The organism is Methylobacterium sp. WL7, from assembly GCF_008040085.1.
In the GTDB taxonomy this organism is placed as follows: domain Bacteria; phylum Pseudomonadota; class Alphaproteobacteria; order Rhizobiales; family Beijerinckiaceae; genus Methylobacterium; species Methylobacterium mesophilicum.
This window is the reverse complement of sequence record NZ_VRVG01000017.1, coordinates 39,335-62,743: the sequence shown is the minus strand read 5'-3', so window position 1 is coordinate 62,743 and position 23,409 is coordinate 39,335. Positions and strand designations below refer to the sequence as shown.

Annotated in this window: 27 protein-coding genes; 15 read left to right on the top strand and 12 right to left on the bottom strand. The window is 70.2% G+C overall.

From position 1 onward, the window contains the following. Window positions 1–280: 280 nt before the first annotated feature. Complete coding sequence (locus FV233_RS07385; protein ID WP_147856460.1) at window positions 281–961, top strand: amino acid ABC transporter permease; 681 nt, start codon at window positions 281–283, stop codon at window positions 959–961. Next, on the top strand, window positions 958–1,713 hold the full coding sequence (locus FV233_RS07380; RefSeq protein ID WP_147897074.1) for an amino acid ABC transporter ATP-binding protein: 756 nt from the start codon (window positions 958–960) through the stop codon (window positions 1,711–1,713). The genes FV233_RS07385 and FV233_RS07380 overlap by 4 nt, the downstream gene beginning before the upstream one ends. Window positions 1,714–1,716: 3 nt before the next feature. On the opposite strand, the gene FV233_RS30190 is transcribed toward FV233_RS07380, so the two are convergent. The 4 genes from FV233_RS30190 to FV233_RS07365 all read right to left on the bottom strand — a co-directional run bounded on the left by FV233_RS30190 (window position 1,717) and on the right by FV233_RS07365 (window position 5,541). Further along, entirely contained in the window at window positions 1,717–1,878 is a 162-nt protein-coding gene (locus FV233_RS30190) for a hypothetical protein (RefSeq protein WP_187278068.1), read from the bottom strand. Next, window positions 1,875–2,366 (bottom strand): DUF2243 domain-containing protein, encoded by a 492-nt coding sequence (locus tag FV233_RS07375; RefSeq protein ID WP_147897073.1) that lies wholly within the window; start codon window positions 2,364–2,366, stop codon window positions 1,875–1,877. Before FV233_RS07375 ends, FV233_RS30190 begins: the two co-directional genes overlap by 4 nt. Further along, a complete protein-coding gene (locus FV233_RS07370; RefSeq protein ID WP_246689929.1) occupies window positions 2,363–4,408 on the bottom strand; it encodes an oligopeptide transporter, OPT family in 2,046 nt (681 codons plus the stop codon). The genes FV233_RS07375 and FV233_RS07370 overlap by 4 nt, the downstream gene beginning before the upstream one ends. Before the next feature lie 167 nt (window positions 4,409–4,575). Continuing rightward, a complete protein-coding gene (locus tag FV233_RS07365) occupies window positions 4,576–5,541 on the bottom strand; it encodes a helix-turn-helix domain-containing protein (protein WP_147855945.1) in 966 nt (321 codons plus the stop codon). A gap of 360 nt (window positions 5,542–5,901) precedes the next feature. Here FV233_RS07365 and FV233_RS07360 point away from each other — a divergent pair, with 360 nt between their 5' ends. Continuing rightward, the gene (locus FV233_RS07360; protein WP_147897071.1) at window positions 5,902–6,879 is read left to right on the top strand and encodes a helix-turn-helix domain-containing protein; all 978 of its coding nucleotides are present in this window, start codon (window positions 5,902–5,904) and stop codon (window positions 6,877–6,879) included. A gap of 127 nt (window positions 6,880–7,006) precedes the next feature. Then, window positions 7,007–7,240 carry a hypothetical protein gene (locus FV233_RS07355; protein ID WP_147855944.1) on the top strand — a complete coding sequence of 78 codons (234 nt, stop codon included), beginning with the start codon at window positions 7,007–7,009 and terminating at the stop codon, window positions 7,238–7,240. A gap of 540 nt (window positions 7,241–7,780) precedes the next feature. On the opposite strand, the gene egtD is transcribed toward FV233_RS07355, so the two are convergent. Together egtD and FV233_RS07340 are read right to left on the bottom strand one after the other, a co-directional pair. Continuing rightward, entirely contained in the window at window positions 7,781–8,770 is a 990-nt protein-coding gene (gene egtD / locus FV233_RS07345; RefSeq protein WP_147897070.1) for an L-histidine N(alpha)-methyltransferase, read from the bottom strand. Then, on the bottom strand, window positions 8,767–9,729 hold the full coding sequence (locus FV233_RS07340; protein WP_147897069.1) for a methyltransferase: 963 nt from the start codon (window positions 9,727–9,729) through the stop codon (window positions 8,767–8,769). Before FV233_RS07340 ends, egtD begins: the two co-directional genes overlap by 4 nt. Before the next feature lie 180 nt (window positions 9,730–9,909). Here FV233_RS07340 and FV233_RS07335 point away from each other — a divergent pair, with 180 nt between their 5' ends. The 3 genes from FV233_RS07335 to FV233_RS07325 all read left to right on the top strand — a co-directional run bounded on the left by FV233_RS07335 (window position 9,910) and on the right by FV233_RS07325 (window position 11,687). Beyond that, the gene (locus FV233_RS07335; RefSeq protein WP_147853812.1) at window positions 9,910–10,218 is read left to right on the top strand and encodes a hypothetical protein; all 309 of its coding nucleotides are present in this window, start codon (window positions 9,910–9,912) and stop codon (window positions 10,216–10,218) included. Window positions 10,219–10,263: 45 nt separating this feature from the next. Next, entirely contained in the window at window positions 10,264–10,842 is a 579-nt protein-coding gene (locus tag FV233_RS07330) for a YgjV family protein (protein ID WP_147853811.1), read from the top strand. Between the two features lie 104 nt (window positions 10,843–10,946). Beyond that, window positions 10,947–11,687: a DUF4336 domain-containing protein gene (locus tag FV233_RS07325; protein ID WP_147853810.1), complete on the top strand. Its 741-nt coding sequence runs from the start codon at window positions 10,947–10,949 to the stop codon at window positions 11,685–11,687. Window positions 11,688–11,717: 30 nt separating this feature from the next. Here FV233_RS07325 and FV233_RS07320 read toward each other — a convergent pair whose 3' ends face one another. Continuing rightward, window positions 11,718–11,981, bottom strand: a complete 264-nt coding sequence (locus FV233_RS07320) for a hypothetical protein (protein WP_147853809.1) — start codon at window positions 11,979–11,981, stop codon at window positions 11,718–11,720. A gap of 364 nt (window positions 11,982–12,345) precedes the next feature. Further along, window positions 12,346–12,711 carry a hypothetical protein gene (locus tag FV233_RS07315; RefSeq protein WP_147853808.1) on the bottom strand — a complete coding sequence of 122 codons (366 nt, stop codon included), beginning with the start codon at window positions 12,709–12,711 and terminating at the stop codon, window positions 12,346–12,348. 230 nt (window positions 12,712–12,941) lie between these two features. Here FV233_RS07315 and FV233_RS07310 point away from each other — a divergent pair, with 230 nt between their 5' ends. Further along, window positions 12,942–13,205 carry a hypothetical protein gene (locus FV233_RS07310; RefSeq protein WP_147853807.1) on the top strand — a complete coding sequence of 88 codons (264 nt, stop codon included), beginning with the start codon at window positions 12,942–12,944 and terminating at the stop codon, window positions 13,203–13,205. Window positions 13,206–13,279: 74 nt separating this feature from the next. On the opposite strand, the gene FV233_RS07305 is transcribed toward FV233_RS07310, so the two are convergent. Then, window positions 13,280–13,522 (bottom strand): hypothetical protein, encoded by a 243-nt coding sequence (locus FV233_RS07305; RefSeq protein ID WP_187277653.1) that lies wholly within the window; start codon window positions 13,520–13,522, stop codon window positions 13,280–13,282. 170 nt (window positions 13,523–13,692) lie between these two features. Here FV233_RS07305 and FV233_RS07300 point away from each other — a divergent pair, with 170 nt between their 5' ends. Continuing rightward, entirely contained in the window at window positions 13,693–13,926 is a 234-nt protein-coding gene (locus FV233_RS07300) for a DUF2171 domain-containing protein (RefSeq protein WP_092037671.1), read from the top strand. Between the two features lie 21 nt (window positions 13,927–13,947). Here FV233_RS07300 and FV233_RS07295 read toward each other — a convergent pair whose 3' ends face one another. After that, on the bottom strand, window positions 13,948–14,277 hold the full coding sequence (locus FV233_RS07295) for a hypothetical protein (protein ID WP_147853806.1): 330 nt from the start codon (window positions 14,275–14,277) through the stop codon (window positions 13,948–13,950). Between the two features lie 228 nt (window positions 14,278–14,505). Between FV233_RS07295 and FV233_RS07290 the strand changes: the two genes are divergently transcribed. The 5 genes from FV233_RS07290 to FV233_RS07270 all read left to right on the top strand — a co-directional run bounded on the left by FV233_RS07290 (window position 14,506) and on the right by FV233_RS07270 (window position 18,997). Then, window positions 14,506–14,880, top strand: coding sequence for a hypothetical protein (locus tag FV233_RS07290; RefSeq protein WP_187277652.1), 375 nt, complete (start codon window positions 14,506–14,508; stop codon window positions 14,878–14,880). Between the two features lie 60 nt (window positions 14,881–14,940). Next, window positions 14,941–15,237 carry a hypothetical protein gene (locus tag FV233_RS07285; protein WP_147853805.1) on the top strand — a complete coding sequence of 99 codons (297 nt, stop codon included), beginning with the start codon at window positions 14,941–14,943 and terminating at the stop codon, window positions 15,235–15,237. A 348-nt stretch (window positions 15,238–15,585) separates the two neighbouring features. Then, on the top strand, window positions 15,586–16,089 hold the full coding sequence (locus tag FV233_RS07280; RefSeq protein WP_147853804.1) for a MucR family transcriptional regulator: 504 nt from the start codon (window positions 15,586–15,588) through the stop codon (window positions 16,087–16,089). 377 nt (window positions 16,090–16,466) lie between these two features. Then, window positions 16,467–17,780, top strand: a complete 1,314-nt coding sequence (locus tag FV233_RS07275; RefSeq protein ID WP_147897068.1) for an MFS transporter — start codon at window positions 16,467–16,469, stop codon at window positions 17,778–17,780. Window positions 17,781–17,941: 161 nt separating this feature from the next. Beyond that, window positions 17,942–18,997, top strand: coding sequence for a zinc ribbon domain-containing protein (locus FV233_RS07270; protein WP_147853802.1), 1,056 nt, complete (start codon window positions 17,942–17,944; stop codon window positions 18,995–18,997). Window positions 18,998–19,007: 10 nt separating this feature from the next. On the opposite strand, the gene FV233_RS07265 is transcribed toward FV233_RS07270, so the two are convergent. Beyond that, on the bottom strand, window positions 19,008–21,149 hold the full coding sequence (locus FV233_RS07265; RefSeq protein ID WP_147853801.1) for an ATP-binding protein: 2,142 nt from the start codon (window positions 21,147–21,149) through the stop codon (window positions 19,008–19,010). Window positions 21,150–21,618: 469 nt separating this feature from the next. Here FV233_RS07265 and FV233_RS07260 point away from each other — a divergent pair, with 469 nt between their 5' ends. Continuing rightward, a complete protein-coding gene (locus FV233_RS07260) occupies window positions 21,619–23,094 on the top strand; it encodes a protein adenylyltransferase SelO (protein ID WP_147853800.1) in 1,476 nt (491 codons plus the stop codon). Window positions 23,095–23,107: 13 nt separating this feature from the next. Here FV233_RS07260 and FV233_RS07255 read toward each other — a convergent pair whose 3' ends face one another. Next, window positions 23,108–23,332, bottom strand: a complete 225-nt coding sequence (locus tag FV233_RS07255) for a hypothetical protein (RefSeq protein ID WP_147853799.1) — start codon at window positions 23,330–23,332, stop codon at window positions 23,108–23,110. Window positions 23,333–23,409 lie beyond the last annotated feature (77 nt).

The window sequence follows — 23,409 nt, the reverse complement described above, 5'->3', positions numbered from 1 at the left end:
GCCCACCCTCCCCCGCAGAGGGGGGAGGGAGACGCGCCTGGGTCCAGCCGTCGCTTCATCCGGCTACGATGTCCGAACATCGTAGCCCGCACGGGAGAGCGGACCCGCGCCTTGTCCGGACAGGTGTGAGCCCGTCAGCCCCCGCCGGGCGGGTTCGGTCACCGAACCGTATTCCCCCGACAGGCGCGGGCGATCCGAAACCGACCCGAAAAATCCCCCGCGCGATCCGCGGCGCAAACCCGTATAGACCGTCGCCCGATCCCGCAGGAAACACCGTCCCGTGCCGCACTGGCTCGACCTCATGCTCCAGTCGCTCGGGCCGCTGCTCGAAGCCTGTCTCCGGTTCACCGTGCCGCTGACGCTCATCGCCTTCGGGCTCGGGCTGAGCCTCGGCCTGGCGGTGGCGCTCGCGCGCCTGTTCGGCCCGCGCCCGGTGGCGGCGCTCGCCTGGACCTATGTCTGGATCTTCCGGGGCACGCCGCTCCTCGTGCAGCTGTTCGTGATCTTCTACGGCCTGCCCAGCGCCGGCATCCTGATCGACGCCTTCCCGGCCGCGGTGATCGGCTTCACGCTCAACGTCGGCGCCTACGCGTCCGAGATCGTGCGCGCCGCCATCGCGTCGATCCCGAAGGGCCAGTGGGAGGCCGCCTACGCCACCGGCATGACCCCCGCCCAGGCCCTGCGCCGCACGATCCTGCCCCAGGCGGGGCGGGTGGCGGTGCCGTCCCTGTCCAACAGCTTCATCGCGCTCGTGAAGGACACCTCGCTCGCCGCCGCGATCACCGTGCCGGAGATGTTCCAGGCGGCCCAGCGCATCGTGGCGGTGACCTACGAGCCGCTGATCCTCTACGCCGAGGCGGCCTTGATCTACCTCGTGCTGTGCTCGGGCCTGTCCTGGCTGCAGGGCGGGCTGGAGCGGCGCCTCGGGCGCTACGGCGGCTACCTGGAGGCGCGCGCGTGATCGCCCTCCAGGCCATCGAGAAGCGGTTCGGCGACACCCCGATCCTGCGCGGCATCGACCTGACGGTCCCGGAGGGGAAGGTCACCGCGCTGATCGGCCCGTCGGGCTCGGGCAAGTCGACCCTGCTGCGCTGCGTGAACCTGCTCGAGATCCCGCAGGCCGGCACGCTGGTGCTCGGCGACCGGCGCCTCACCTTCCGGGCCGGCACGGCGCCTTCCCGGCGGGACCTGCTGGCGGTCCGGCGCCAGACCGGCATGGTGTTCCAGAACTTCCAGCTGTTTCCCCACCGCACGGTGATCGAGAACATTACCGAGGGGCTGATCACGGTCGGCAAATGGCCCCGGGCCGCGGCCCGGGTCCGGGCGCTGGAATTGCTGGCGCGGGTCGGCCTCGCGCAGAAGGCGGAGGCGTGGCCGGCGAGCCTGTCGGGCGGCCAGCAGCAGCGGGTGGCGATCGCCCGGGCGCTCGCCCCCTCCCCGCGCCTGCTGCTGTGCGACGAGCCGACCTCGGCGCTCGATCCCGAACTCGCCGCCGAGGTGGTGGACGTGCTGGCCGGGCTGGCCCGCGAGGGCATGACCATGCTGATGGCGACCCACGACCTGCGCCTCGCCCGGCGGGTCGCCGACGCGGTGGTGTTCCTCGACGGCGGCACGCTGGTGGAGCAGGGACCGCCGGCCGAGCTGTTCGCCCGGCCCGCCGACCCGCGCACCCGCCGCTTCGTCCAGACCCTGCTCGGCGAGGCCGGCGCCTGAGGCTCAGCCGGACAGGCAGCGCAGGCTCAAGAGGTCGTCGAGGGTGAGCGCGGTGCCGAAGACCAGGGGCCGCCAGGCCGGCATCGTCGCCAGGACCAGGGCGGCCCCGAGGACGGCCCAGGGAACCAGGGTCGGGGTCGTCAGAGCACTTCGCCGACGCCTCACGCCGCCCCCTCCCGGCGGCCCGCCCGGACCAGCAGCCAGCCGGCGCCCAGCATGGCGACGCCCCAGAGCAGGAACCCGACATCCCACAAGATCCACTGGTCCCGGGGCATCGTCTCGTTGACGTGGTGGACGCCGAGGATCTGGTGGTCGATCACGCCCTCGACGGTGTTGAACAGGCCCCAGCCGACAAGGAGCGATCCGGCCAGCAGCTTGTTCGACCAGGACAGGTGCCCGCGATGCGCGGCGCGCCACAGGATGAACAGCCCGAGCACCACGAACACGTAGGTGGCGCTGTGGAAGATCCCGTCCCAGCGGGTGTTGAGCTCGAGGTTGGGGATCGAATCGATCGGGTACCAGCTGCTCACCATGTGGTGCCATTGCAGGATCTGGTGCAGCACGATCCCGTCGAAGAAGCCGCCGAGCCCCAGCCCGAACAGGATTCCGGCGCCGAGCGGGAAGGCGCGGGTCCCGGGTGCGGCCGCCCTCATGACGCGACCGACGAGCGGGAGGCGGTCCTGGGCGTGTCTTCATCCACCGCGGACACCAGCCGGAAATAGAGTCCCAGCCCCGCCAGAAACACCGCCAGCCCGAGCCAGGTCGCCGTGGACGCAAAACCCGGCCCGGCGATGGCGAGCGCTCCGCTGTGCCCGGCCATGAGGTCGGCGCCGGCCAGCAGCACGCCGACGACGCTCTCCCCGACCAAAAACCCCGAGGCCAGGAGCACGCCCCGGCGGCGGGCGGCGGCGAGCACGCCGTCCCGCCGGTCGCCCCGGACCCGGCGGCGCAGGCGGCGCTCGGCGAGCCAGCCCAGGATGCCGCCGACAGCGATCGTCACCTCGACGGAGAGCGGCAGGTACATGCCGATCCCCACGGTGAGCGCCGGGAAGGTGAGGCCGCGGCGCTTCAGCCACGCCTCGGCCGCCACCAGCACGATGCCGAGCCCGGCGCCGATCAGCACCATGGTCCAGGGCAGCGCGCCGTGCGTGATCCCCTTGGCGATCTGGGTCATCAGGGCGGCCTGGGGCGCCGCCAGGGCGCTCGCCGGGTCGAGCCCCTCGCGGGACGGCGCGCCGACGAAGCCGTAGGCCTGGTAGAGCAGCGACAGGAGCGGCGCGATCACCAGGGCGCCGACCCCGACGCCGATGATCAGCGCGACCTGCTGGTGCCAGGGGGTGGCGCCCACCACCTGCCCGGTCTTGAGGTCCTGCAGGTTGTCGTTGGCGATCGACGCAGTGGTGACGATGACGGCGGTGAGCAGCAGCGCCATGCCGGTGACGAACCGGTCGCCCTCGGGGCCGGTCGCGTGGCCCAGCAGCACCGGCAGCAGCAGCGCGGTCGCCATGGTGGTGAGGATCCCGATCCCCGAGATCGGGCTCGACGAGGAGCCGAGCAGGCCCGCGAGGTAGCCGCAGGCGGCGGCCATCAGGAAGCCGAACAGCACCATGAACAGCGTCGCCGCCACCGCGAAGACGATCAGCGTGCCGCCGAGCCCGGCCGGGCGGGCGAAGTCGGCAAACAGCAGCGCCAGCGGCACGCACAGGGCCAGCGCCCCGCCCGCGACCCAGGTGATCGGCAGGTCGCGCTCCGCGCGCGGGTGGTCCGCGCCGAGGCCGCCGCCGGCCGACGACAGGGCCGTGCGGATGCTGGCCGCGATCGGGCGGGCGAGCGAGGCCACCGTCCACAGGCCGCCCACCGCGATGATCCCGGCCCCCATCAGGCGCACCTGCTCGGACCAGACCGCCTCGGCGGCCTGCCCGGCGGTCTTGCCCGGATCGGGCGCGAGCGCGGTGAGGATCGGGACCGCGATGCCCCAGGCGATCAGCACGCCGGTCAGCAGCGCCAGGCACGCCCCGATGCCCACGAGGTAGCCGACGCCGACCAGCGCCAGGGAGAACCCGGTCCCGGTGCGGAAGGCGGCGCCCCCGAGGCTGATCGCGCCGGAGAGCCCCTCGCCCAGGAGCTTCAGCCCCGTGGTGGCGAGCCCGACGATTCCGGCCGCCCCGGCGGCGGCGAGCAGGTCGCGCAGGCCGTGGCCGCCCTCCTCCTCGTGGCCGGTCTTGAGGACCTCGGCGGCGGCGATGCCCTCCGGGTAGGGCAGGTCGCTGCCCGAGACCAGCGCCCGCCGCAACGGGATCGAGAACGCCACGCCGAGCAGGCCGCCCAGGGCGCAGACCGCCGTGGTCTGCCAGAACGGGAAGCCGTGCCAGTGCCCGATCAGCACCAGGCCCGGCAGGACCAGGATGACGTTGCACAGGGTGCCGGCCGCCGAGGCCTGGGTCTGGACGATGTTGTTCTCGAGGATGCCGGCGCCGCCCATCAGCCGGAACGCGCCCATCGACAGCATCGCGGCCGGGATCGAGGACGAGAACGTCATCCCGGTCTTCAACCCCATGTAGAGGTTAGCCGCCATGAAGACGACCGTGATGACGGTCCCGAGCGCGATGCCGCGCAGGGTCAGCTCCGCCGGATGCGCCTGCGGGGTCGAGGTTCTCGGCGCGGTAGGGCCTTTCGGCGCGGTCTCGGGCGCCATTCTAGGACTGGTGGCGTCCATCCTGCCCCCATGCTGTCGTCCCGCAAACCACCGCAGTCCCGAAAGCTATCCCGCCTGCGGCGTTGCGACGGGTCGGGGGCGGCAGCTGAGCCCGTCGCGCAGGCGCGAGGCCGCGCCACGGCCCGGGCCGGCGGGGGCACGTCAGATCACCGGCCCGGGGGCGGCTTCGCGGAAACGGCCCGGTACGCGCTGGGGCTCAGGCCGTAGCGCGCCTTGAAGCGGCGGGCGAAGTGGGCCTGGTTGGTGAAGCCGCTGCCATACGCGAGGTTGCCGATGGCGATGTGGGCGCAGCCCGGATCCGCAAGGCGGTCGGCCGCGGCGTCCAGCCGGCGCTGCCAGATCCAATCGGAGATGTGCTGGCCGCGCTCCTGGAACAGCTCCTGCAGCCGGCGTAGGGAAACCCCGACGGCGGCCGCGAGCCGGGGCGGATCGAGGGTCGTGTCGCCCAGGTTGGCCTCGACATGGGCCTTGGCGCGCTGGACCACGACGCTGCCGTGGAGCGGTCGCGGCACCGCCCTGGCCAGGCGCTCGGCGAGGCTCGCCACGATCAGGTCGATGCCGACGCCGGCCATGCGTTCGGCCGTGACGGCGTCGAGGTCCGCGTGGACCCGGACGAGATCGCTGAAGAACGCCTTCACCAGCACGCCGGTGCCGTCGTCGCCCCCGAACGTCAGGGCGGTGAAGTGCCGGGTCGGCCCCAGCATGTGCGTCAGGGGCGCGACCGGGATCTCGAGCACGAGGGACTGGTCGCCGGCCCCCGAGACGTGCACGTTCGGGCGGTCGGCCAGCAGCACGATCTCGCCGGCTCCCTGGATGGCCTCCCGGCCGTCCTGGACGTTGATCGAGCGGCCTTCGAGCTGGATCAGCGCGAAGACCGCCCCGGTCCGCTCCCGCCGACGCAGGGTCTGCGGCGTGATCTCCGACCGCACGTTGCTTTCGCGAATGCGGGTGATCCGCAAGCTACCGACATCGGCCGCCTGTATCAGTCCTTCGAAAGGTCGATCACAGGTTTGACTCAGCTCAATCGGCCCCATGCGGTCGAAGATGACTTCACGCCACAGCTTGAACCGCGCGCTCTCTTTGATTTCACGTGTTGAAAGGACTGTCTGCACGCACCCTCGGCCGAACTGCTCGAAACCTGAGATTTTCAGCCGTCATCGCAGGATCGCTCGATTTATAAACTATCGTATGTTTGTTTTTCTGCTTCCGATGGCCGTCCGTAACCGTCTTGCAAATCGGTCACAGGCGCTGGCACCCCGACGAGCAATCGGGTCACGGTTCCGTGTTCCGTCCCCACGCGTCGACGGCTTGCGCCCGCGGCCATACCTGAACGATCGCAAGGCGCCCCGCCGCGACCCCCAGGACGAATACTTACATCCCTAGGTTAATTTCGCGCCGTGTTTGAAAACCCTGGTTGTGTACGGTACCGGACTTTTCGGTCGCGACACCGAAGAAGGGCCGCCGTGGATTCCATGCAGACACTGTTCTCGACGGAAGGATTGCATCCGCGCGACAGTTTCCGGCTCTGGCAAGACGCCTTGATCGGTTTCGGTGCGAAGGTCGATCATACTCGCCTCGACGATGGCCCCTTCGCGGCCAAGCTCGAGGTCGCCCGGGTCGGGTCCCTCGACCTGACGCGGGTGACCCAGGGTGCCGTCCGCAACGAGACGACCAGCGACCTGATGCGGCGTCAGGATCGCGACGCCGGGGTCGCCGTGATCTTCAACCTCGCGGGCACCTCGAGCACCCTTCAGGATGGCCGGGATGCCGTGGTGGGCGCCGGCGACCTGGTCCTCCTCGATCAACGGCCGGCCGTCCACACGTCGAGTGCGGGGAGCCGATCCCTGCTCCTGGAAGTCCCCCGGGAGCGCCTGGCGAGCGCCCTCGGATCGACGCAGCTCTACACGGCCCTGACGGTCGGGGCGGAGCTGGCGTCCACGTCGCTGGCGTTGACCTTCGTCCAGGAACTGATCCGCGTGGGGCCCCAGCTCACGCCCGATGCGGCGTCCCGCATGGGATCGGTCGCCGTGGACCTCGTGGTGGCGAGCATCGCGGAGCGCCTGGCGCGCGAGGTCCCGCGGCCGCTGCACGGCACCGTCGTGGTCCAGCGCGCCAAGGCCTATGTCGAAGCCCATCTCGGCGACACGACCCTCGACCCGCCGCAGCTCGCGGCCGCGGTCGGCGTCTCGCTGCGCCGGCTGCAGGAGCTGTTCCACGAGCGCGGCCAGCACATCTCGGACTGGATCTGGCAGCGCCGGCTGGAGGCCGCGACCAGACGGCTGGCCGATCCGGGCTGCGCGCATCTCCCGATCGGCACCCTGGCGTTCGGCTGCGGCTTCGCCAGCCAGGCCCATTTCTCCCGCCGCTTCAAGGAGCGCCACGGCCTGGCGCCCAGCGCCTATCGCCACGGGGCCCTCCTGGGCGCCCCGGCGGGTTCCGACGAGGCGTGAAGCCCCCCGGATCGATGGCGGCCGGTCACGCGTTTGCATGAGGGCGTTGATTCGACGCGCTCGCTGACGCCGAACCGGTATCCACTTCGGCGGCGCGCTTAATGGCTTACAGCCCGGGAGGATCGTCGTGGGACTCACTGCTTTCGTTTTCTTCGTCGTGCCCTGGATGCTGGTGGGGGCCTGGCTGTTCCGCTCGGCCAACGCCGTGCGGATGGGCGTGCCGGCGTCGCCCTGGCGCCCGCTGACGGATTTCCCGCCGCCGCCGCGCGACCAGCGCAGCATGGTCGAGACCGACACCGTGCCGAAGGGCGCGGCCACCGACACCGACGACGACAAGCACCGGCCGTTCCAGACCGCGTGAGCGTGTGCGCCTGAGGGCGAGGGTCCTTTACGCGGCGGGCCTCCGGTCCGGGGCCGCTCCGATCCGCCCCGTGGCTGGGCTCGACGGGGCTTCGCCCGAGGGGCCGACGGATTCCCATGTCGCAACCCGATCGTCCGCGGCTGGACGACACGCCGGCTCGGCACAGACACGGGCCCTCTCCTCATTGGCGGGATGGACGCGACGGCCGGACCCAGGTGCGGCTCCCTCCCCCCCCGCGCGCTACCGGATTCACGGATCGGGCTGGGCAACGCGGTCGCAGGATCCGGCGCCGGTCCCCTCTCCCGTGCGGGAGAGGGAGAGGGTGAGGGGTGCGACCTGTCCGGAGAGACCTGCCCCCTCGCCCCAACCCTCTCCCGCACGGGAGAGGGGGCGCGTCGCGGCTTTCGCAAGCCGACGTGTGAATCCGGTAGCCCGCAGAGGGGGGCGAGACGCGCCCGGCCCCGGCCGTTGCGCGCCTCCGACAGCGCCGTGTGAGCACCATACCCCACGCCGGACGACGCGCCCGGCCTCGACGGGCGTTCACCCGCCGGCATGCTCCAGCAGGTGCAGGTTGAAGCGCCCGTCCTCCGCCTGCCACAGGCCGCGCGGCTGCCAGCCGCTCTGGCGGGCCAGCGCCTGGAAGGCCGCCGGCGTGTACTTGTGGGAGGTGTCGGTGCGGATGCGCTCGCCCGCGGCGAAGGCGATCGCCCGCCCGCCGAGGTGATAGGTACCCGACCGGAGCGCCTCGAGATGCGCCTCGACCCGCAGCGGATCGCGGCACAGCGTGATCCCGTGCCGGAAGTTGTCGAAGTCGAAGTCGGCCCCGAGTTCGCGGTTGAGCCGCACCAGGATGTTCCGGTGGAACGCCGCCATCAGCCCGTCCGCGCCGGCATAGGCCCGCTGCAGGCGCTCGGGCTCCACCGTGGCGTCGGCGCCGACCAGGAACAGGCTGGGCCCCAGGGTCGTGCGCGCCCGCTCCAGGAACAGGGCGGCCTCCGGGGGCGCGAAGTTGCCGATGCTGGTGCCCGGATAGAACCCCAGGATCCCGCCCGGCCCCGCCTCGACGGGGAGCGGCACCGGCTTGGCGTAGTCGGCGCAGACCGGCACCATGGTGATGTCGGGATAATCCGCGGCCAGGCGCCGGATCGCGTCCTCCAGGTATGCGCCGGAGATGTCGATCGCCACGTAGGCGGCCGGCCGGGTCAGCGCGTCGAGCAGGGTGCGGATCTTGCGGCTGGCGCCGCTGCCGAACTCCACCACGGTGACGCCCGGCGCGACCTCGGCCGCCAGCGCGGCCGCGACCCGGGGCAGCAGCGCCATCTCCTGGCGGGTCGGGTAGTAATCGGGGCTGTGGCAGATCCGATCGAACAGGTCCGAGCCGGTCTCATCCCAGAGATACTTGCCTGGCAGGGTCTTGCCCGGCAGCGTCTTGCCCGGCAGCGTCTTCGCATCGGCCGTGAGGCCGGCCAGGACATCGCGCAAAAATTCGTCGCGCAAAAATTCATCGCGCCCGCGTTCGGCCTCGCTCATGGCCGGGTCCCGGGCCGGGTCACCACGAGCACCACCAGGGCGAGACGCTCGACGGCGGCGTAGTCCGGGTTGGCCAGTTCCTCGCCGTATGCGTCCGGATCGAACGCGCGGTAGGTCCAGTCCAGGCCGGCGCGGCCGCAGGCCTCGGCCACCGCGTCCCGGAACGGGTCCGCCCCCTCGACGATCGCCGCCCCGGTGAACAGCACCAGGCTGCCCCCCGGCGCCAGCCGCGGGATCGCCTGCTCGACCACCGCCAGCGGCAGGCCGGCCCCGAGCGCACCGCCGCCGTGCCGGTAGGCCCGGGCCGCCGGGTCGACCATGAAGGGCGGGTTCGAGACGATCAGGTCGAACGTCCCCTCCACGTCGCGCAGCATGTCGCCGTGCCGGACGTCGACGCCGTCGGCCCCGGCCAGCCGGGCGTTGACCCGGGCGGCCCGCAGCGCGGCGGGGTTGATGTCCACCAGCACCACCTCAGCCCCGGGCGACCGCTTGGCGATGCAGATCCCGGCGGCCCCGGAGCCGCAGCCGAGATCGACCGCCCGGCGCACGGGCGTCGGACGCGCCTCCAGATGGGCCACCACCGCCGCGACGAAGCGCATCGTGTCCGGCCCGAAGAACACCGCATCGGTGGCGGTCGGCGGATAGGAGGAATGCGCGAGCAATTCGCCGTCGAGGCTGGAGAACCGCACGGTCGGGCGCAGCAGCGCGCCGTCCTCGACCACGGCCCCGGCGTCCCGAAGCCGGCTCAGGACCTCTCCGGGCAGGATCTCGGCCCGGAACTGTCGGCTCCAGCCGATCACGTCGCGCAGATTGCGTGCCTCGGCGTTGCACGACCGTGCGTTGACGATTGCATGGGTGGCCGGGGTCACCGTCGTAAAGGTGTAGCCGCTGTCGCGCAGGGTGCGCCCCAGGGCCAGCAGGGCGTCCTGGTTTTCGGGAAACGCTGCGGATCGCGTCATCGGCCGGACCCCGCTTGCCGGCGACGCGAAGTCTGGCGTGACCCGGGCGGCCGGGGGCCCCAGACTTCGTCGGCCCTTCGCATCGTCCGGCGGCGCGCGTGGGCCGGGACCGCGAAGGGACCGGCCCCGCCGGGCGCGCGGTGCCGGGCCGGGACGGCGATCGGGCGACGGATATCCGGGATGGAAAGCTGCATCGGCACGTCGGGTCGGGTCGCCGCAGGACGGCAGGGGCGGACGCCCCGCGGCCTGGATCGGCACCGGTCGCATCCGGATGAATACCCCGGCAACCGGCGTCATCCGGCGTTGTTCCCGGATTTATCCCAGGACATCTCGGCAATAACCTATGTTATTCTTTGGTTATTGAGTCACCAATACTTGATGTCTCTGGTCGATCATGGCGAGCGGCCCCTGCGGCTGTTTCGCCACCCTCGCAGGGTCGTGATCATCGGGCGATTTCTCGTTAACCATCTGATTACCATGCGAATCTAGCGCATTCGGCGGAAACGGCGCATCCGCGCCGGCTGAGCGCGACCGATGATTGCCGCCGACACCGTATTCGCCTGGTATGACCTTGCCGGGACCCATCTCGACATCTTCGGATCCCTGGGCCTGACCCTGGGATTCCTTGCCGGCCTGATGCCGCGCCGTCCATGGATGCTTGCCGGATCGGCGGCCTGCGCCGCCTGCTTCGGCGCCCACTACCTGACGCTCGGCGCGCTCACCGGCGCCGCGATGTGCGCCATCGCGGTGGTGCAGAGCCTGGTCTCCCTGACCTGCCTCGGCGCACCGAGCCGGACCGGCTGGGTCCACCCCCTGTTCGCCGCCACCACCCTGCTGGCGGCCTGGCTGACGATCACCACCTGGAACGGGACGCCCTCCGCCTGCGCGGCGGTCGGCACCCTGCTGGCGACGGCCGCGCGCCTGCAAGCCGCGCCCCAGACGATGCGCCTGCTGTTCCTGGGCGCGTCCCTGTGCTGGGCCGGCCACAACCTCCTCGTCGGCTCCGTGTTCGGGCTGACCTGCGATCTCCTGACCCTCCTGGGCCTCGGCATCGCCCTGTGGCGCGCCCTCCCGGCCCGGCCCATCGCGGCGCCCACCTATCTCCAGGCCTGACCTGAGATATCGGGCTGCGGCGATCCATCCGGGAAACCCGATGCGCCGCGGCGGTTGCCTCCCTTTCCGGCCGCACAGCCGGAGGCAGCCGAGAGAACCGGGCCTTGCCTGAAGCAACCTATCCACCCCTCGACGTGCTCAAGCCGGTCGCCGAGGGCGTCTGGATCGTCGACAGCGGGCCCTTGCGGGTCCTGGGACTCCCGCTGCCGGTGCGGATGACGGTGGTCCGGCTCGGCGACGGCAGCCTGTGGCTGCACTCGCCGACCCGCTACGACGCGGCGCTGCATCGGGCGATCGAGGCAGTGGGGCCGATCCGCCACCTCGTCGCACCGAACATCGCGCACTGGACCTTCCTGAAGGACTGGCAGAACCAGTGTCCGGAGGCGCTGACCTGGGCGGCGCCCAACTTGCGCCAGCGCGGACAGGTCCGCCGCTCCGGCCTGCGGATCGACCGCGTGCTGGGGGACGCGGCGCCGCCCGAATGGCAGGCGGACCTGCGCCAGCAGGTGGTGCCGGGCGGCCTCGGCTTCCGCGAGGTCGCCTTTTTCCACGGGCGCAGCCGGACGCTGGTGCTCACCGACCTCGTTCTGAACCTGGAACCGGCGAAGATGCCGGCGGTCCTGCGCCCGCTGCTGCGGCTGGCCGGCATGACCGCACCGGAGGGGAAGCCGCCGCCCTATCTGCGCCTCGTGATCAAGTTGCGCCGGCGCGACGCGGCCCGGGCCGCGGCGGATCTCGTGGCCCTCAAGCCCGAAGCGGTCGTCTTCGCGCACGGGCTCTGGTTCGCTCAGGACGGCACCGCACGCCTGCGCCGCTCGCTGCTCTGGCTCGGTGATTTCGGCTGACCGCGGAGCGGTCGGCCTGCCGTCTCGGCCTCAGGGCTCCGCGGGCGTATCGGTATCCCCGGAGCTGTCCAGCGACTTGGCCAACTCCATCAGCACCTCCTCCACCATGGGCGGCCAGGGCACCCTCTCCTCATCGAGCAGCCGCGCCGCGCCGACCAGGGCGTTGACCTGCTCCTCGAAGATCGGCCGCTGAACCAGCTGGGCGTATCGCACCCGGGCAGCCAGGGCGGTCGCGAGGCGCTGGACCTCTGCGATCCGTGCATTCGACGCGCCGGCACCATCCCGGTTGCCCATCCCTCACCTCTTTCGGATCCTCGTAGGGCCCAGATAGGCCCCAGGATGGGGGTCTCGGCAATCCCGGCGATAGCTGCATCGGCGATCCGAACGACCATGAGCCGGGTCTTCACAAAGCTCACGCCCTGCCCCGGGCCGAGGTAGCTCGGCATGCCGGGACACCGTGTCCTCCGGCCCATGCGAAGATCGCCAGGGCGACCGCGGCAACCAGGATATCGCCATTGCGATCGATAGCCCATACGGGCGGCGACGCGACACGATGGTTGCGAGGAACCGGGTCAGGCTTTCCGGTAAAAGGCCGTGACCAGCGGGAACCCTGTCGCCGCTCCGCCTCGATCAAGCCGCGCCGATCCGCGTGGAAGCCTCAGGCCGAGCGGCTCGCATCCTCGATGCGGCGTGGTGCGGCGCTGGCGAGGACCTTCCGCTTGCCGGACCTGTGGCGCACGAAATCGTCGAGGGGCTTGCACGCCGGCAGGCCGGATGCCGGAGTCGCCACCGCGTCGAGGCATGGGGCAGCCGCTTCCGCGTCGGTCGGATCCGCCGGCAGGTCGATCCGCTGGCCGACCAGATAGGCTTCCAGGTCGATGAGGCGGTGACGCAACCGCCAGATATCGTTCTCTACGCCGTTCAACTGGACGAGGAGGTCGGAGACGGTCCCCTCACGGGCCGCGATGGCGGAGAGGACAGTCGCCCGCTCGTTCAGCAACACAGCCTTGACGGTCGGGTTCATGGTGAGCCCCTGGATCGTGACCGTGGCAGTGACGGGTAATCTTGTGAGGTCGGCAACCCTCAATAGGACTTACCCGATACGCCGGATGGCGAAGTCCTGAGGGGGGCCACGCACGACCTCGAGGCAGACGCTCCGAACGGTTGAAGTCGGGCGCCTGAGACGCGAAATGGCGGAACTTTCGCCCGACAAGTGCGTCAGTTCCACGCAGAAGAAAGCGCAGGGAGGTTGTCATGCGCGCGCCTTTGAAGATCGCGACCGTCGTCGTTCTTGCCCTCGGCATTCAGCCAGGCTGGGCACAATCCATCAGCCAGACGGGGACGGGTGGCGGCCCGGCCACCGCCGCCAAGGCCCCGCACACGGCGGCCACCGGGCAGACGGTTCCCAACCCAAGTGCGCTCGGTCCCAGCGAGACGGGCAGCATCGAGCGGAGGGGCCCGGGCGAACAGCGCAACGATGCGATCACCCGCGGCATCTGCATCGGCTGCACGCGCTGACAGCCTTCGGTCACGTGCTCTCGAAACGCATCGTCGCGTAGATCGGCCGCGGGCAGGTGGCCGATCTGGCGCGGCTAGCTTTCTGCGCGCAGGCTCTTGATGATGCGGCTGGCGATCTTGCGCACGGCCTCGTCGTCGCGCGCCTCACCTTCTGTGCGATCCCACAGGTGCGACAGGCTCGCGTCCAGCTCGTCCAGCAGTTCCGGGTGGCGCTGTGCGAGGAAGCGGATCGTGCCGAACAGAAGGTGCTCGGTGGCCATCTCGTGTCGCCGGGCGTCGGCAACTTGGTCCAGTGATGCGGCTGTCGGATCGGTCATGGCGGTCCAACGGTCCAGGCGAAGGCCGGTTCGGTCACGTCTGCACGGTGCGACCCTGCGGCACGCATCCCGAACGCGGCCTCCGCGAAAGCCCGGCCTGAGCCTGAATAGCGCAGTCAGGAACCGCTCTGAGCAGGGCATCGTTTCACGGCTTTACAGGGAGGACGACGATGGTCGACGCTGCGCAGATCCAGGAACACGCCGAGGTCGTCGGCTCGGACGGGGCCCATGTCGGCACCGTCGACCACATCGACAAAGGCGAGATCAAACTGACCAAGCGCGATGCGGCAGCGGGTGGCCTCCACCACTACATCCCGCTCGACTTCGTTCGGGCCGTCGAGGGCGGCAAGGTCCATCTCGATCGGCCGGCCGATGAGGTGAAGCGCGAGTGGTCGACCTCCTGACCGGCACGCATCGGCCCGGGCTCAACGCCGAAGACCGCCGATCCAGGCGGTGAGTGGTTCCACGAAGGCCGCCCAGGTCCGGGCCCAGACGGTCCCGGCCCGGCCATCCTGCGCAGGCCCTGCTGCCATGAGCGACGCCACGAACGCGTCCTCCTGCACCTTGCATTCGTCGAGGGCGTTGCGCTCGTCCCCGGCCCGGCTCTGACCGGGCGGCTGATGGGCGTAGGATTCCCGCAGGCAGCGATGCCACGCCCGTTCGAGCACACGCGGATCGGGCGCCCCCGCCATGGCGGCCGACCCCGCGTCGATCAGGACAAGCATCGCGAGGAGGCTGAGCACGGGCGGGCGCATGACGCCTCTATGCCTGATTCGATGGCTTGGCGCCTAGAACGAACAAGCAACACCACGCCATCAGATGCCACCCACTCGGATGAGGCGCCAAGCCTCCGACGCCGCGCGTACCGTCCGCTGGACTTGCAGTATCGGCTTTCCCGGTCGTGGCCGCCGAACTGCAACAGTTTCCGGCCCTGAGGCCCTGTAAGCCGGAGGCTCGGCAAAGGGTTACGGAATATGCGGCGCATGGTGGAGAAGCGGATCCTGGGCCTCGTGCGGGTCGCGGCCTGGATCCTGGTGGCGGCGATCGTTGCCATCACGCTAGTGCCGATCGGCCTCCGTCCGGTGGTGACGGCCAATCCCAGCTTCGAGCGGGCGGCCGCCTACGCGTTGGCCGGCCTTCTTCTGACCCTGGGCTACCCGCGGCGCTGGCCGTGGATCCTGCTCGGAGCCGTGCTGCTGGCCGGCGGGCTGGAAGCCGGGCAGGCCCTCACGGGTACGCGTCACGGCCGGTTTGACGACTTCCTCGTGAAGGCGGCAGCGGCGCTGGTGGGCGGCATTGTGGGCCTCGGGTTGGCATCCTGGGTGGACCGGCGCCTCCAGGCCCGCACCAGCGGGTGACAGGGAAACCGCCGAGTTTCGGGGGCGTTGTCGTTCCGGACTCTCATGCGAGGTGCTGCCATGTTCGGCGCAGGCAAGCTCACGGGGCGGTTCTGGTTTCGGAAAACGTGGACGGGCAAGCTGGTCCTGCTCGTCGAGGAAGAGAGGCCGCGCTGGCTCAGCCGCAAGAAGCTGACCAAGCAACGCTGGCGAGACGCACGGCTGCTTGATCTGGCCGAGGCGCCGATGCGTACGCTGATGACCCTGGAGCGGACCTACCGTGCCGAATACGGATCCGCCGCGACGTTCCCGGCCGCCGCGCCGTCGATCAAGCGCGGATCGAAACCAGCGCCGATTAGGCACGCGGCCAACGCCTGAGCGCTGCCGCGCAGAAGGGCGCGGGCCGAGCATGAAGGGCAGGGCTCGGCCCGCCTGTCGTTCGGCTTCGTACCCCTCGAAGCCGGAGCGACGCTTCGAAAGACCATAGGGTCGTTAAGACTTCCCGAACGGGCCGCCACGCGGCGGGCGCCCGTCGGCTCGATGCGCTAGCTGTTGGGCTGGGTCAGCGGAATGCCATCCCGCAGTTACAGCGTTGCAAATCTATGTTGGTATTCCGTCGATACAACAGTCGATAACCCGTGGCGTCATTTGTTTTGCGCGATTTAGCGCTTGACTACCGACAGATACAGCGATGTTCATCGCGCATTGCCCTCGCGAGAGCTGCCCATGGAAGACGACACCGCGTTACCGCAAGACGATCAGACCGATGTCATTGCTCTGACCGCCGACATCGTGTCGGCATACGTATCCAACAACTCCGTTCCGATGCCCGAACTGGCGACCCTTCTGTCGCGTGTCCATGAAGCCCTCACGGGGCTTGGTCAGGCCGGCGCGCCCGTCGAGCCGGACACCAGGAAGATCACGCCCGGCCAGATCCGGAAGTCGATCACCCCCGACGCGCTGATCAGTTTCATCGACGGCAAGCCATACAAGACCCTGAAGCGGCACCTGAGCGGCCATGGCCTTACCATCGAGGCTTATCGGGAGCGTTTCGGGCTGCCGCGCGACTACCCGGCCACCGCCGCCAACTACTCGGCCATGCGCGCCGAATTCGCCCGAACCGCGGGTCTCGGCCACAAGCGCCGCAAGCCGACCGAGCACGCCTCCGAGACCGCGCAGATGGTCGAGGCTCCGGCGGCAAAGCCCACCCGCGCACGCAAGCCGGCCTGAGGATGCACCCGATCCGGGGGGGGGTCCCGGCGTCGGCCGCGATCCGGTAAACCGGCGACAAATCGGAGGTCTTCATCGGGCGACGACTTCCGATCATCGGGCTTTCGCGTTAGATCGGCTGACCAAGATCGGCGATCGAACCGACGGGCCGCGAGGAAACCCGAGATGATCCGCACGCGCTGCGTTGCGGCGGCCTGATGCCGTCCATCATCTGCTCCGGCCCGGACGACCGGGGCGCGCCGTTCGACTGGACACGCGCGGCCGCCCGCCTCTTCGATGTCGAAAACTCCGACGCCGGAGCGCCGAGCCGGTGCGCCCGGAGCCTGCGTCTGCACCCGTGAGCGGTTCGAAGACAGCCGCCGCCGAGGAGGATCATCATGGCCGAGTCTGAACTCGAACAGTCGGCGATGCGGCGCATCGGGTGGCGGCTGGTGCCGTTCCTGATCCTCGCCTACTTCGTGTCCTTCCTGGACCGCGTGAACGTCGGCTTCGCAGCCATCCAGATGAACCACGATGTCGGGTTGACCGCCACGCTGTTCGGCTGGGGCGCCGGCATTTTCTTCCTTGGCTACTTCCTGATGGAGGTACCCAGCAACCTGATGCTCGAGCGGTTCGGGGCGCGGCTCTGGATCGCCCGGATCATGGCGACCTGGGGCGTCATCTCAATGGCCATGGCGCTGGTTCAGGGGCCCTGGTCGTTCATTGCCCTGCGCTTCCTGCTGGGCGTGGCCGAGGCCGGGTTCTTCCCGGGCGTGATCCTGTACCTCACATACTGGTTCCCCTCGGCCTACCGGGCACGGATCGTCGGCATCTTCATGATCTCGATCCCGATCTCGTCGTTCCTGGGTTCGCCGATCTCCGGGGCGCTGCTCGGCCTGAACGGCTGGGGTCTGCGCGGCTGGCAGTGGCTGTTCATCCTGGAAGGCCTGCCCGCAATCCTGATGGCCGGGGCCGTGCTGTGGTTCCTGCCCGACGGGCCGCGCCACGCGAAATGGCTCCCGCCGGCCGAGCGGGACTGGCTGGAGGGACGCCTGAAGGAAGAATCCGCCCGGAACGCCGCGCGCAGCGGCGGTGCCGCCTCGCCGTCGCTCGGAACGATGCTGCGCGATCGGCGGCTGATTCTGTTCGCCGCCATCTATTTCGGCTCGACCGCCAGCAGCTACGGCCTGACCTTCTGGACCCCGCAGATCGTCAAGAGCTACGGCCTCGGCAATTTCGAGACCGGCCTGCTAAACAGCGTGCCCTACGGCGTCGCCTCAGTGGCGATGATCCTGTGGGGGCGGCACAGTGACCAAGTTGGCGAGCGGCGCTGGCACCTCGCCATCCCGTTCCTGGTCCTGGCCGCAGGGTTGGCGGGCGGGACCGTCCTGACTGGAATCCTTCCGCTGGTCGGGGCGCTGACCGTCGCGGCAGTCGGCGTCTACATGCTGAAGGGGCCGTTCTGGGCCCTGGCGACCGAGGAGCTGCCGCCGGCTGCGGCGGCTGCCAGCATCGCGGCGATCAACGCTGTGGGCAACCTCGGCGGATTCCTAGGCCCCTACCTGATCGGCGCGATCAAGGATGCAACCGGCAGCTTCACCCTGAGCCTGACGCCGCTGATCCTGTTCGCCCTGATATCGGCCGGCCTGTCGCTCGTTCCGGGCCGGGCACGCGCGGAGCTCGGCGCGTCGCGAACAGCGCCGGCCCGCTGACCGCCGGCTCCGTCACCCGACCGGGTTGGGCGGAGGCCGACCTATGCTAGAGCTTGCCGACACCGGAGCGATGCCAGGCCGAAAGGTGGTCGGGCATCGCTCCCGGTCGTCTGTCCGACGCGTGCTCGGCGGGCGGTAACGGGATCTGTGGAGTCGACGGCGTGCGTGCTGGTTCCCGATTGTCCGAGCGCTGGTTCAACTTCGCCCTCTGGCTCGTCGCGCTGCTGTTCGCCTGGTTTCTGATCGGGCTGGGCTCCCTGATCGTCGGTGACCTGCCGCAGGTGGAGCAGCACTACACCCTCGAGCAGTTCCTCGAATCCGACCAGGCCCGGGCATCGACCGACGCGCTGAAGCAGATCCGCCGGGAGATGGACGACAGCCGGCGCCGGACGGAGCGGGACCAACTCGCCCTCGATGCAGCTCAGGCAGCCTCGGAAGGCGCCCGCGAGACCTTCGCCAACTGGCTGAAGACCCGCGACGCGACGCAGCGCGTCGACCAGGATCCCGGACTCGTCGCGCGCACCCGGCAGCTCGACGCGCTCAAGGACGCCGAGCGGACGATCGAGGAGCGGCTGGCCGGGCTTGCCGAGACCCAACGCACGCTGTCCGAGCGGGAGCAGGACCAGAGCCGGGTGGACGGCGAACTGCGCGCGGCGGCCCAGCAGAAGCTCGAGGCGGCCGAGCGAGGCCAGGAACTCCGGGTGTTCGGCTACCGGCTCGCCCTGACCCTGCCGCTGCTGGTGCTCGCCGGATGGCTGCTGCTGAAACGGCGGAAAACGCGCAACTGGCCGTTCGTCTGGGGCTTCGCGTTCGCCGCCGCCTTCGCGTTCTTCGTCGAGTTGGTCCCGTACATGCCGAGCTATGGCGGCTACGTGCAGTACGGTGTCGGCGTGGCCGTGACGCTGGTCGGCGGACGGGCGGCGATCAACGCCCTTCATGCCTACCGCGCGCGTCAGGCGCTGGTCGAGGCACGGCCCAACGAAGAGCGCCGCACCGAGATCGCCACCGATCAGGCGCTGGCCCGGCTTGCCAAGAAAGTTTGCCCGGGCTGCGAGCGGCCGGTCGCGCTCGGCGATCCGAATACGAATTTCTGCCCCCATTGCGGGCTCGGCCTATTCGAGGATTGCCCGGCCTGCACACAGCGCAAGAGCACCTTCGAGCGGTTCTGCCACGCCTGCGGCACCGCGGGGACCGGCGCGGTTCTGCCGGCGGCGTAAGGCGCAGCCGTCACTCCGCCGAAGCCGGCGCCGGCCGTCCGAGCACCTGGCTCAGAACGCGCCCGAGCTGGTCGGCGGAATAAGGCTTGTGCAACAGCTCGAAGCCGTGGGTCCCCTCCTGGGCCAGGACGTGGCTGTAGCCAGAGGTCAGCAGAACCGGCAGCTCGGGTAGGCGGCGCGCCAACTCCTGGGCGAGCGCCAAGCCGCCCATCCCCGGCATGACCACGTCCGAGAACACCACCTCGAACCCGCCGCCGTCCCGGCCGAGCCGCTCCAGCGCCGCCTCGGCGTTGGCCGCCCAGACGGTCTCGTAGCCCAAATCCTGCAGGATCTGGGTGGCGAACTGGCCGACCTCGACATTGTCCTCGACCACCAGGACACGCTGCCCGGTGCCGAGCGGCGAGATCGTCGCCGGGACGCCCTCCGCCTCGTCGATCCGGCGATCGACCTCGACCTGCGGGAGATACAGGGTGAAGGTCGCCCCCTGCCCCGGCGCGCTGGTGACGTCGACGTTGCCGCCGGACTGCTTGGCGAAGCCGAACACCTGGCTGAGCCCGAGGCCGGTGCCCTTGCCGACCTCCTTGGTGGTGAAGAACGGCTCGAACAGACGGCCCAGGTCGGCCTCCGAGATACCCGCGCCGGTATCGGTCAGCGACACCGCCACGAAGGCGGTGTCGGCCCCGGCATGCCCGTGGATCGCCGGCATGGTGCGCCCGCCTGCGAGCCGCAGGGTCAACGTACCCTCCCCGTTCATGGCGTCCCGGGCGTTGACCGCCATGTTCACCAGCGCGGTCTCGAACTGGCTGACGTCGGCCCGGATATGGCAGGGCTCGTCCGGGACCTCGGCGATCACCCGGACCCGGGCGCCGATCACGGTGTCGAGCATGTCGGCGATCCCGCGGACCTTCTGTCCGACATGGAACACCTCGGGCTTCAGCGCCTGCCGGCGCGCGAAGGCGAGGAGCTGGCCGGTGAGCTTGGCGGCGCGGTCCACCGTGTCGGAGACGGCATCGAGGTAGCGGGCCTTGCGCGCCTCCGGCAGGTCGGGCCGGCGCAGGAAGTCCACGGACGAGCGGATGATCGTCAGCAGGTTGTTGAAATCGTGCGCGACGCCGCCGGTGAGCTGGCCGACCGCCTCCATCTTCTGCGACTGGCGCAGGGCGTCCTCGGTCCGCATCAGCTCGCTGGTCCGCTCGGCGACGCGCTGCTCCAGCGTGTCGGTGAGGGTGCGCAGCATCATGATGGCGCGGTCGCGCTCGGCCTCGACGGCCCGGCGGTCCTCGACGTTGATCAGCACCCCCGGAAAGCTGAGCGGCGTCCCGTCCGGCGCGCGGTCGACCCGGCCGTTCGCCTCGATCCAGTAGTACTTCCCGTCGGTGCGCCGCACCCGGTACTGGTGCGCGTAAGCGCCCCCGCGGGCGATAACCTCGTTGATCGCCGCGATCAGCCCCTGCCGGTCTTCGGGATGGACCGTGGCGATCACCTGCTCCAGGCTTAGCCCGACCCGGCCGAGGGCCGGATCGAGGCCGAAGCTGCGGGCGAAGGCCTCGTCCACGGTGAACGCATCGGCGGGCAGATCCCACACCCAGGTGCCGATGATCGCGCCGGCCGACAGGGCGAGCTGGATGCGGTCGGCATAGAGCTGAGCCAGCGCCTGGCTCGCCGTCAACCGCTGTTCCGCGAGCACGCGCTCGGTGGTCTCGACCACGACCGCGATCACCCCGGCCGGCTGCCCGGCCTCGTCGAGCACCGGCGAGTAGTCGAGATTCATCCAGACCTGCTCGGGCCGGCCGTAGCGATGCAGGGTGAGTTCCTGATCCTTGTAGGACAGCGTGCCGCCGGCGAGCCCCACCCGCATCACGTTGTCGTTGAAGTCGGCGACCTCGGGCCAACCCTCGCGTACCTTCGATCCGAGGAGTTGCGGGTGCCGCCCGCCCGCGAAGACCGAGTAGGCATCGTTGTAGATCATGATGCCGTCCGCGCCCCAAAGCAGCACGATCGGCACCGGCGACAGCAGCACGGTGCTGACCGCGGAGCGCAGGCTCTGGGACCAGCGGGCGATCGGGCCCAGCGGCGTAGTCGCCCAATCGTAGGCCCGGACGATCGCGCCCAGTTCGCCGCCTCCAGGCAGAAATGCGGCCGTGGCGCTCATGGCTTGCCCGAACCGAGCGGTCCTGCAGCAATCCCGCGCGCCGCCGGACCGAGCTCGCGACCGGTCGCGCAGGCCCGGTTGGCGGCCTGATGCACGTGCATCGCGGCCCGCGGTTCGGGCTTCGACGAGGTTGATACGGGTCCGCACACAGCCATGGCAGCCGCATCGCCCGTGGGGGGAAGGCTTACAAGCATCCGGTCGGCCGTCACCGCATGTTTTCGTCCAGAGGAGCCGCCCTGAGACCCGCCCGCCACACCCCGCTCGACGGCTCACGACGGGGCCGGGAAAGATCGGCGTCCGGAGCGAACGCGCATCCCGGCGGTTCGGTCGCAAACCGGCCGCATCTGCGGCGCCGCGACTGCGACGCGCGGAACCTGGCACGCGCGAACGGTCTTGGACCGACGGCGGCCCATGAGAACCGGCCTCGGCCGCGCTTGCTGGCCGCCGGGCGCATTCATAGATGGCGTCGATGACCCCGATCCCCTTCGACAACAGCTACGCCCGCCTACCGGAGCGCTTCTATGCGTCCCGCGCGCCGACGCCGGTAGCAGCACCGCGCCTGATCCGGCTGAACCGAGCGTTGGCCCAGGACCTCGGTCTCGACCCGGACTGGCTCGCGGGCCCTGAAGGCGTAGCGGCTCTGGCCGGGAACCGTGTCCCGGAGGGGGCGACACCGCTCGCGGCGGCCTATGCCGGTCATCAGTTCGGGCAGTTCGTGCCGCAGCTCGGCGACGGCCGGGCGATCCTGCTCGGCGAGGTGATCGACCGGGCGGGACAGCGCCGCGATATCCAGTTGAAGGGATCCGGCCCGACGCCGTTCTCCCGCCGGGGCGACGGCCGCGCGGCTTTGGGCCCCGTGCTGCGCGAGTACCTCGTCAGCGAAGCCATGGCGGCGCTCGGCATCCCGACCACCCGGGCGCTCGCCGCCGTCGCGACCGGCGAGGCGGTGGCGCGCGATACGGTCCTACCCGGCGCGATCCTGACCCGGGTGGCGGCGAGCCATATCCGGGTCGGCACGTTCCAGTTCTTCGCCACCCGGGGCGACGTCGAGGGCCTGCGGGCCCTCGCCGACCACGTGATCGCCCGGCACTATCCAGAGGCGACCGGGTCGGAGAAACCTTACCGGGCGCTGCTCGAAGGCGTGGTCGCCCGCCAGGCCGCGCTGGTGGCGCGCTGGCTCCTGGTCGGCTTCGTCCACGGGGTGATGAACACGGACAACATGTCGGTGGCGGGCGAGACCATCGATTACGGCCCCTGCGCCTTCCTGGACGCCTACGATCCCCGGACGGTGTTCAGCTCCATCGACCGGAACGGCCGCTATGCCTATGGCGAGCAGCCGCGCATCGCACTGTGGAACCTGACGCGCCTGGCCGAGACGCTGCTGCCGCTGCTGGCTCCGCACGAGACCGAGGCGGTCGCGGAGGCCGAGGCGGCGCTGGCCGGCTACGCCCCGTGCTTCGAGGCGGCCTATCACGGCGGCCTCAACGCCAAGCTGGGGTTGACCGGCATCCGGGACGGCGATCCGGCGCTGGCGGGCGACCTCATGAAACGGATGGCCGAGAATCAGGCGGACTTCACCCGCACATTCCGGTCCCTGTGCGCCGCTGCGGAACGGCCGGAGGCCGAGACCGCGCTGCGTGACCTGTTCGTCGATCCGACGGCGTACGATGCATGGGCGTCGCGCTGGCGCGCCCGGCTCGCCCAGGAGGACCGCGACCCCGCGGCAGCCGCGACGGCGATGCGGCAGGTCAACCCCGCCTTCATCCCACGCAACCACCGGGTCGAGGAGATGATCGAGGCCGCAGTGGAGCGTGACGATTTCGCACCCTTCGAAGCGTTCCTGGCAGTGCTCTCGCGCCCCTACGACGATCAGCCCGCGTCTGCCCCTTATGCCGAGCCACCCGAGGGCGGCGGCGTCGGATACCGCACGTTCTGCGGCACCTGAGCCGACGCGGCGCTCAGCGCTGCGGCCAGGCGTAGATCTCATGCAGGCTGCCGCCATGCCTGAACCAGTGCACGCCCGTCGCCGGATTGAAGCCGTGATCCTCATGAGACGCGGCGATCCCCGAGACGAGCGCCTGGGCCAGGTGTCGATCCGAAATCTCGTAGGCGAGCAGACGCGGATGATCCGCGCCGACCTGCGCCCGATCGCGAAGAAAGATGGAATATGATTTCATCTTCATCACACCTCAGACAATCTGTTGGACGAAAGCAGATGTCGAAGGCGGGGCGTTTGTTCAACACCACCGACCAGCAAGGT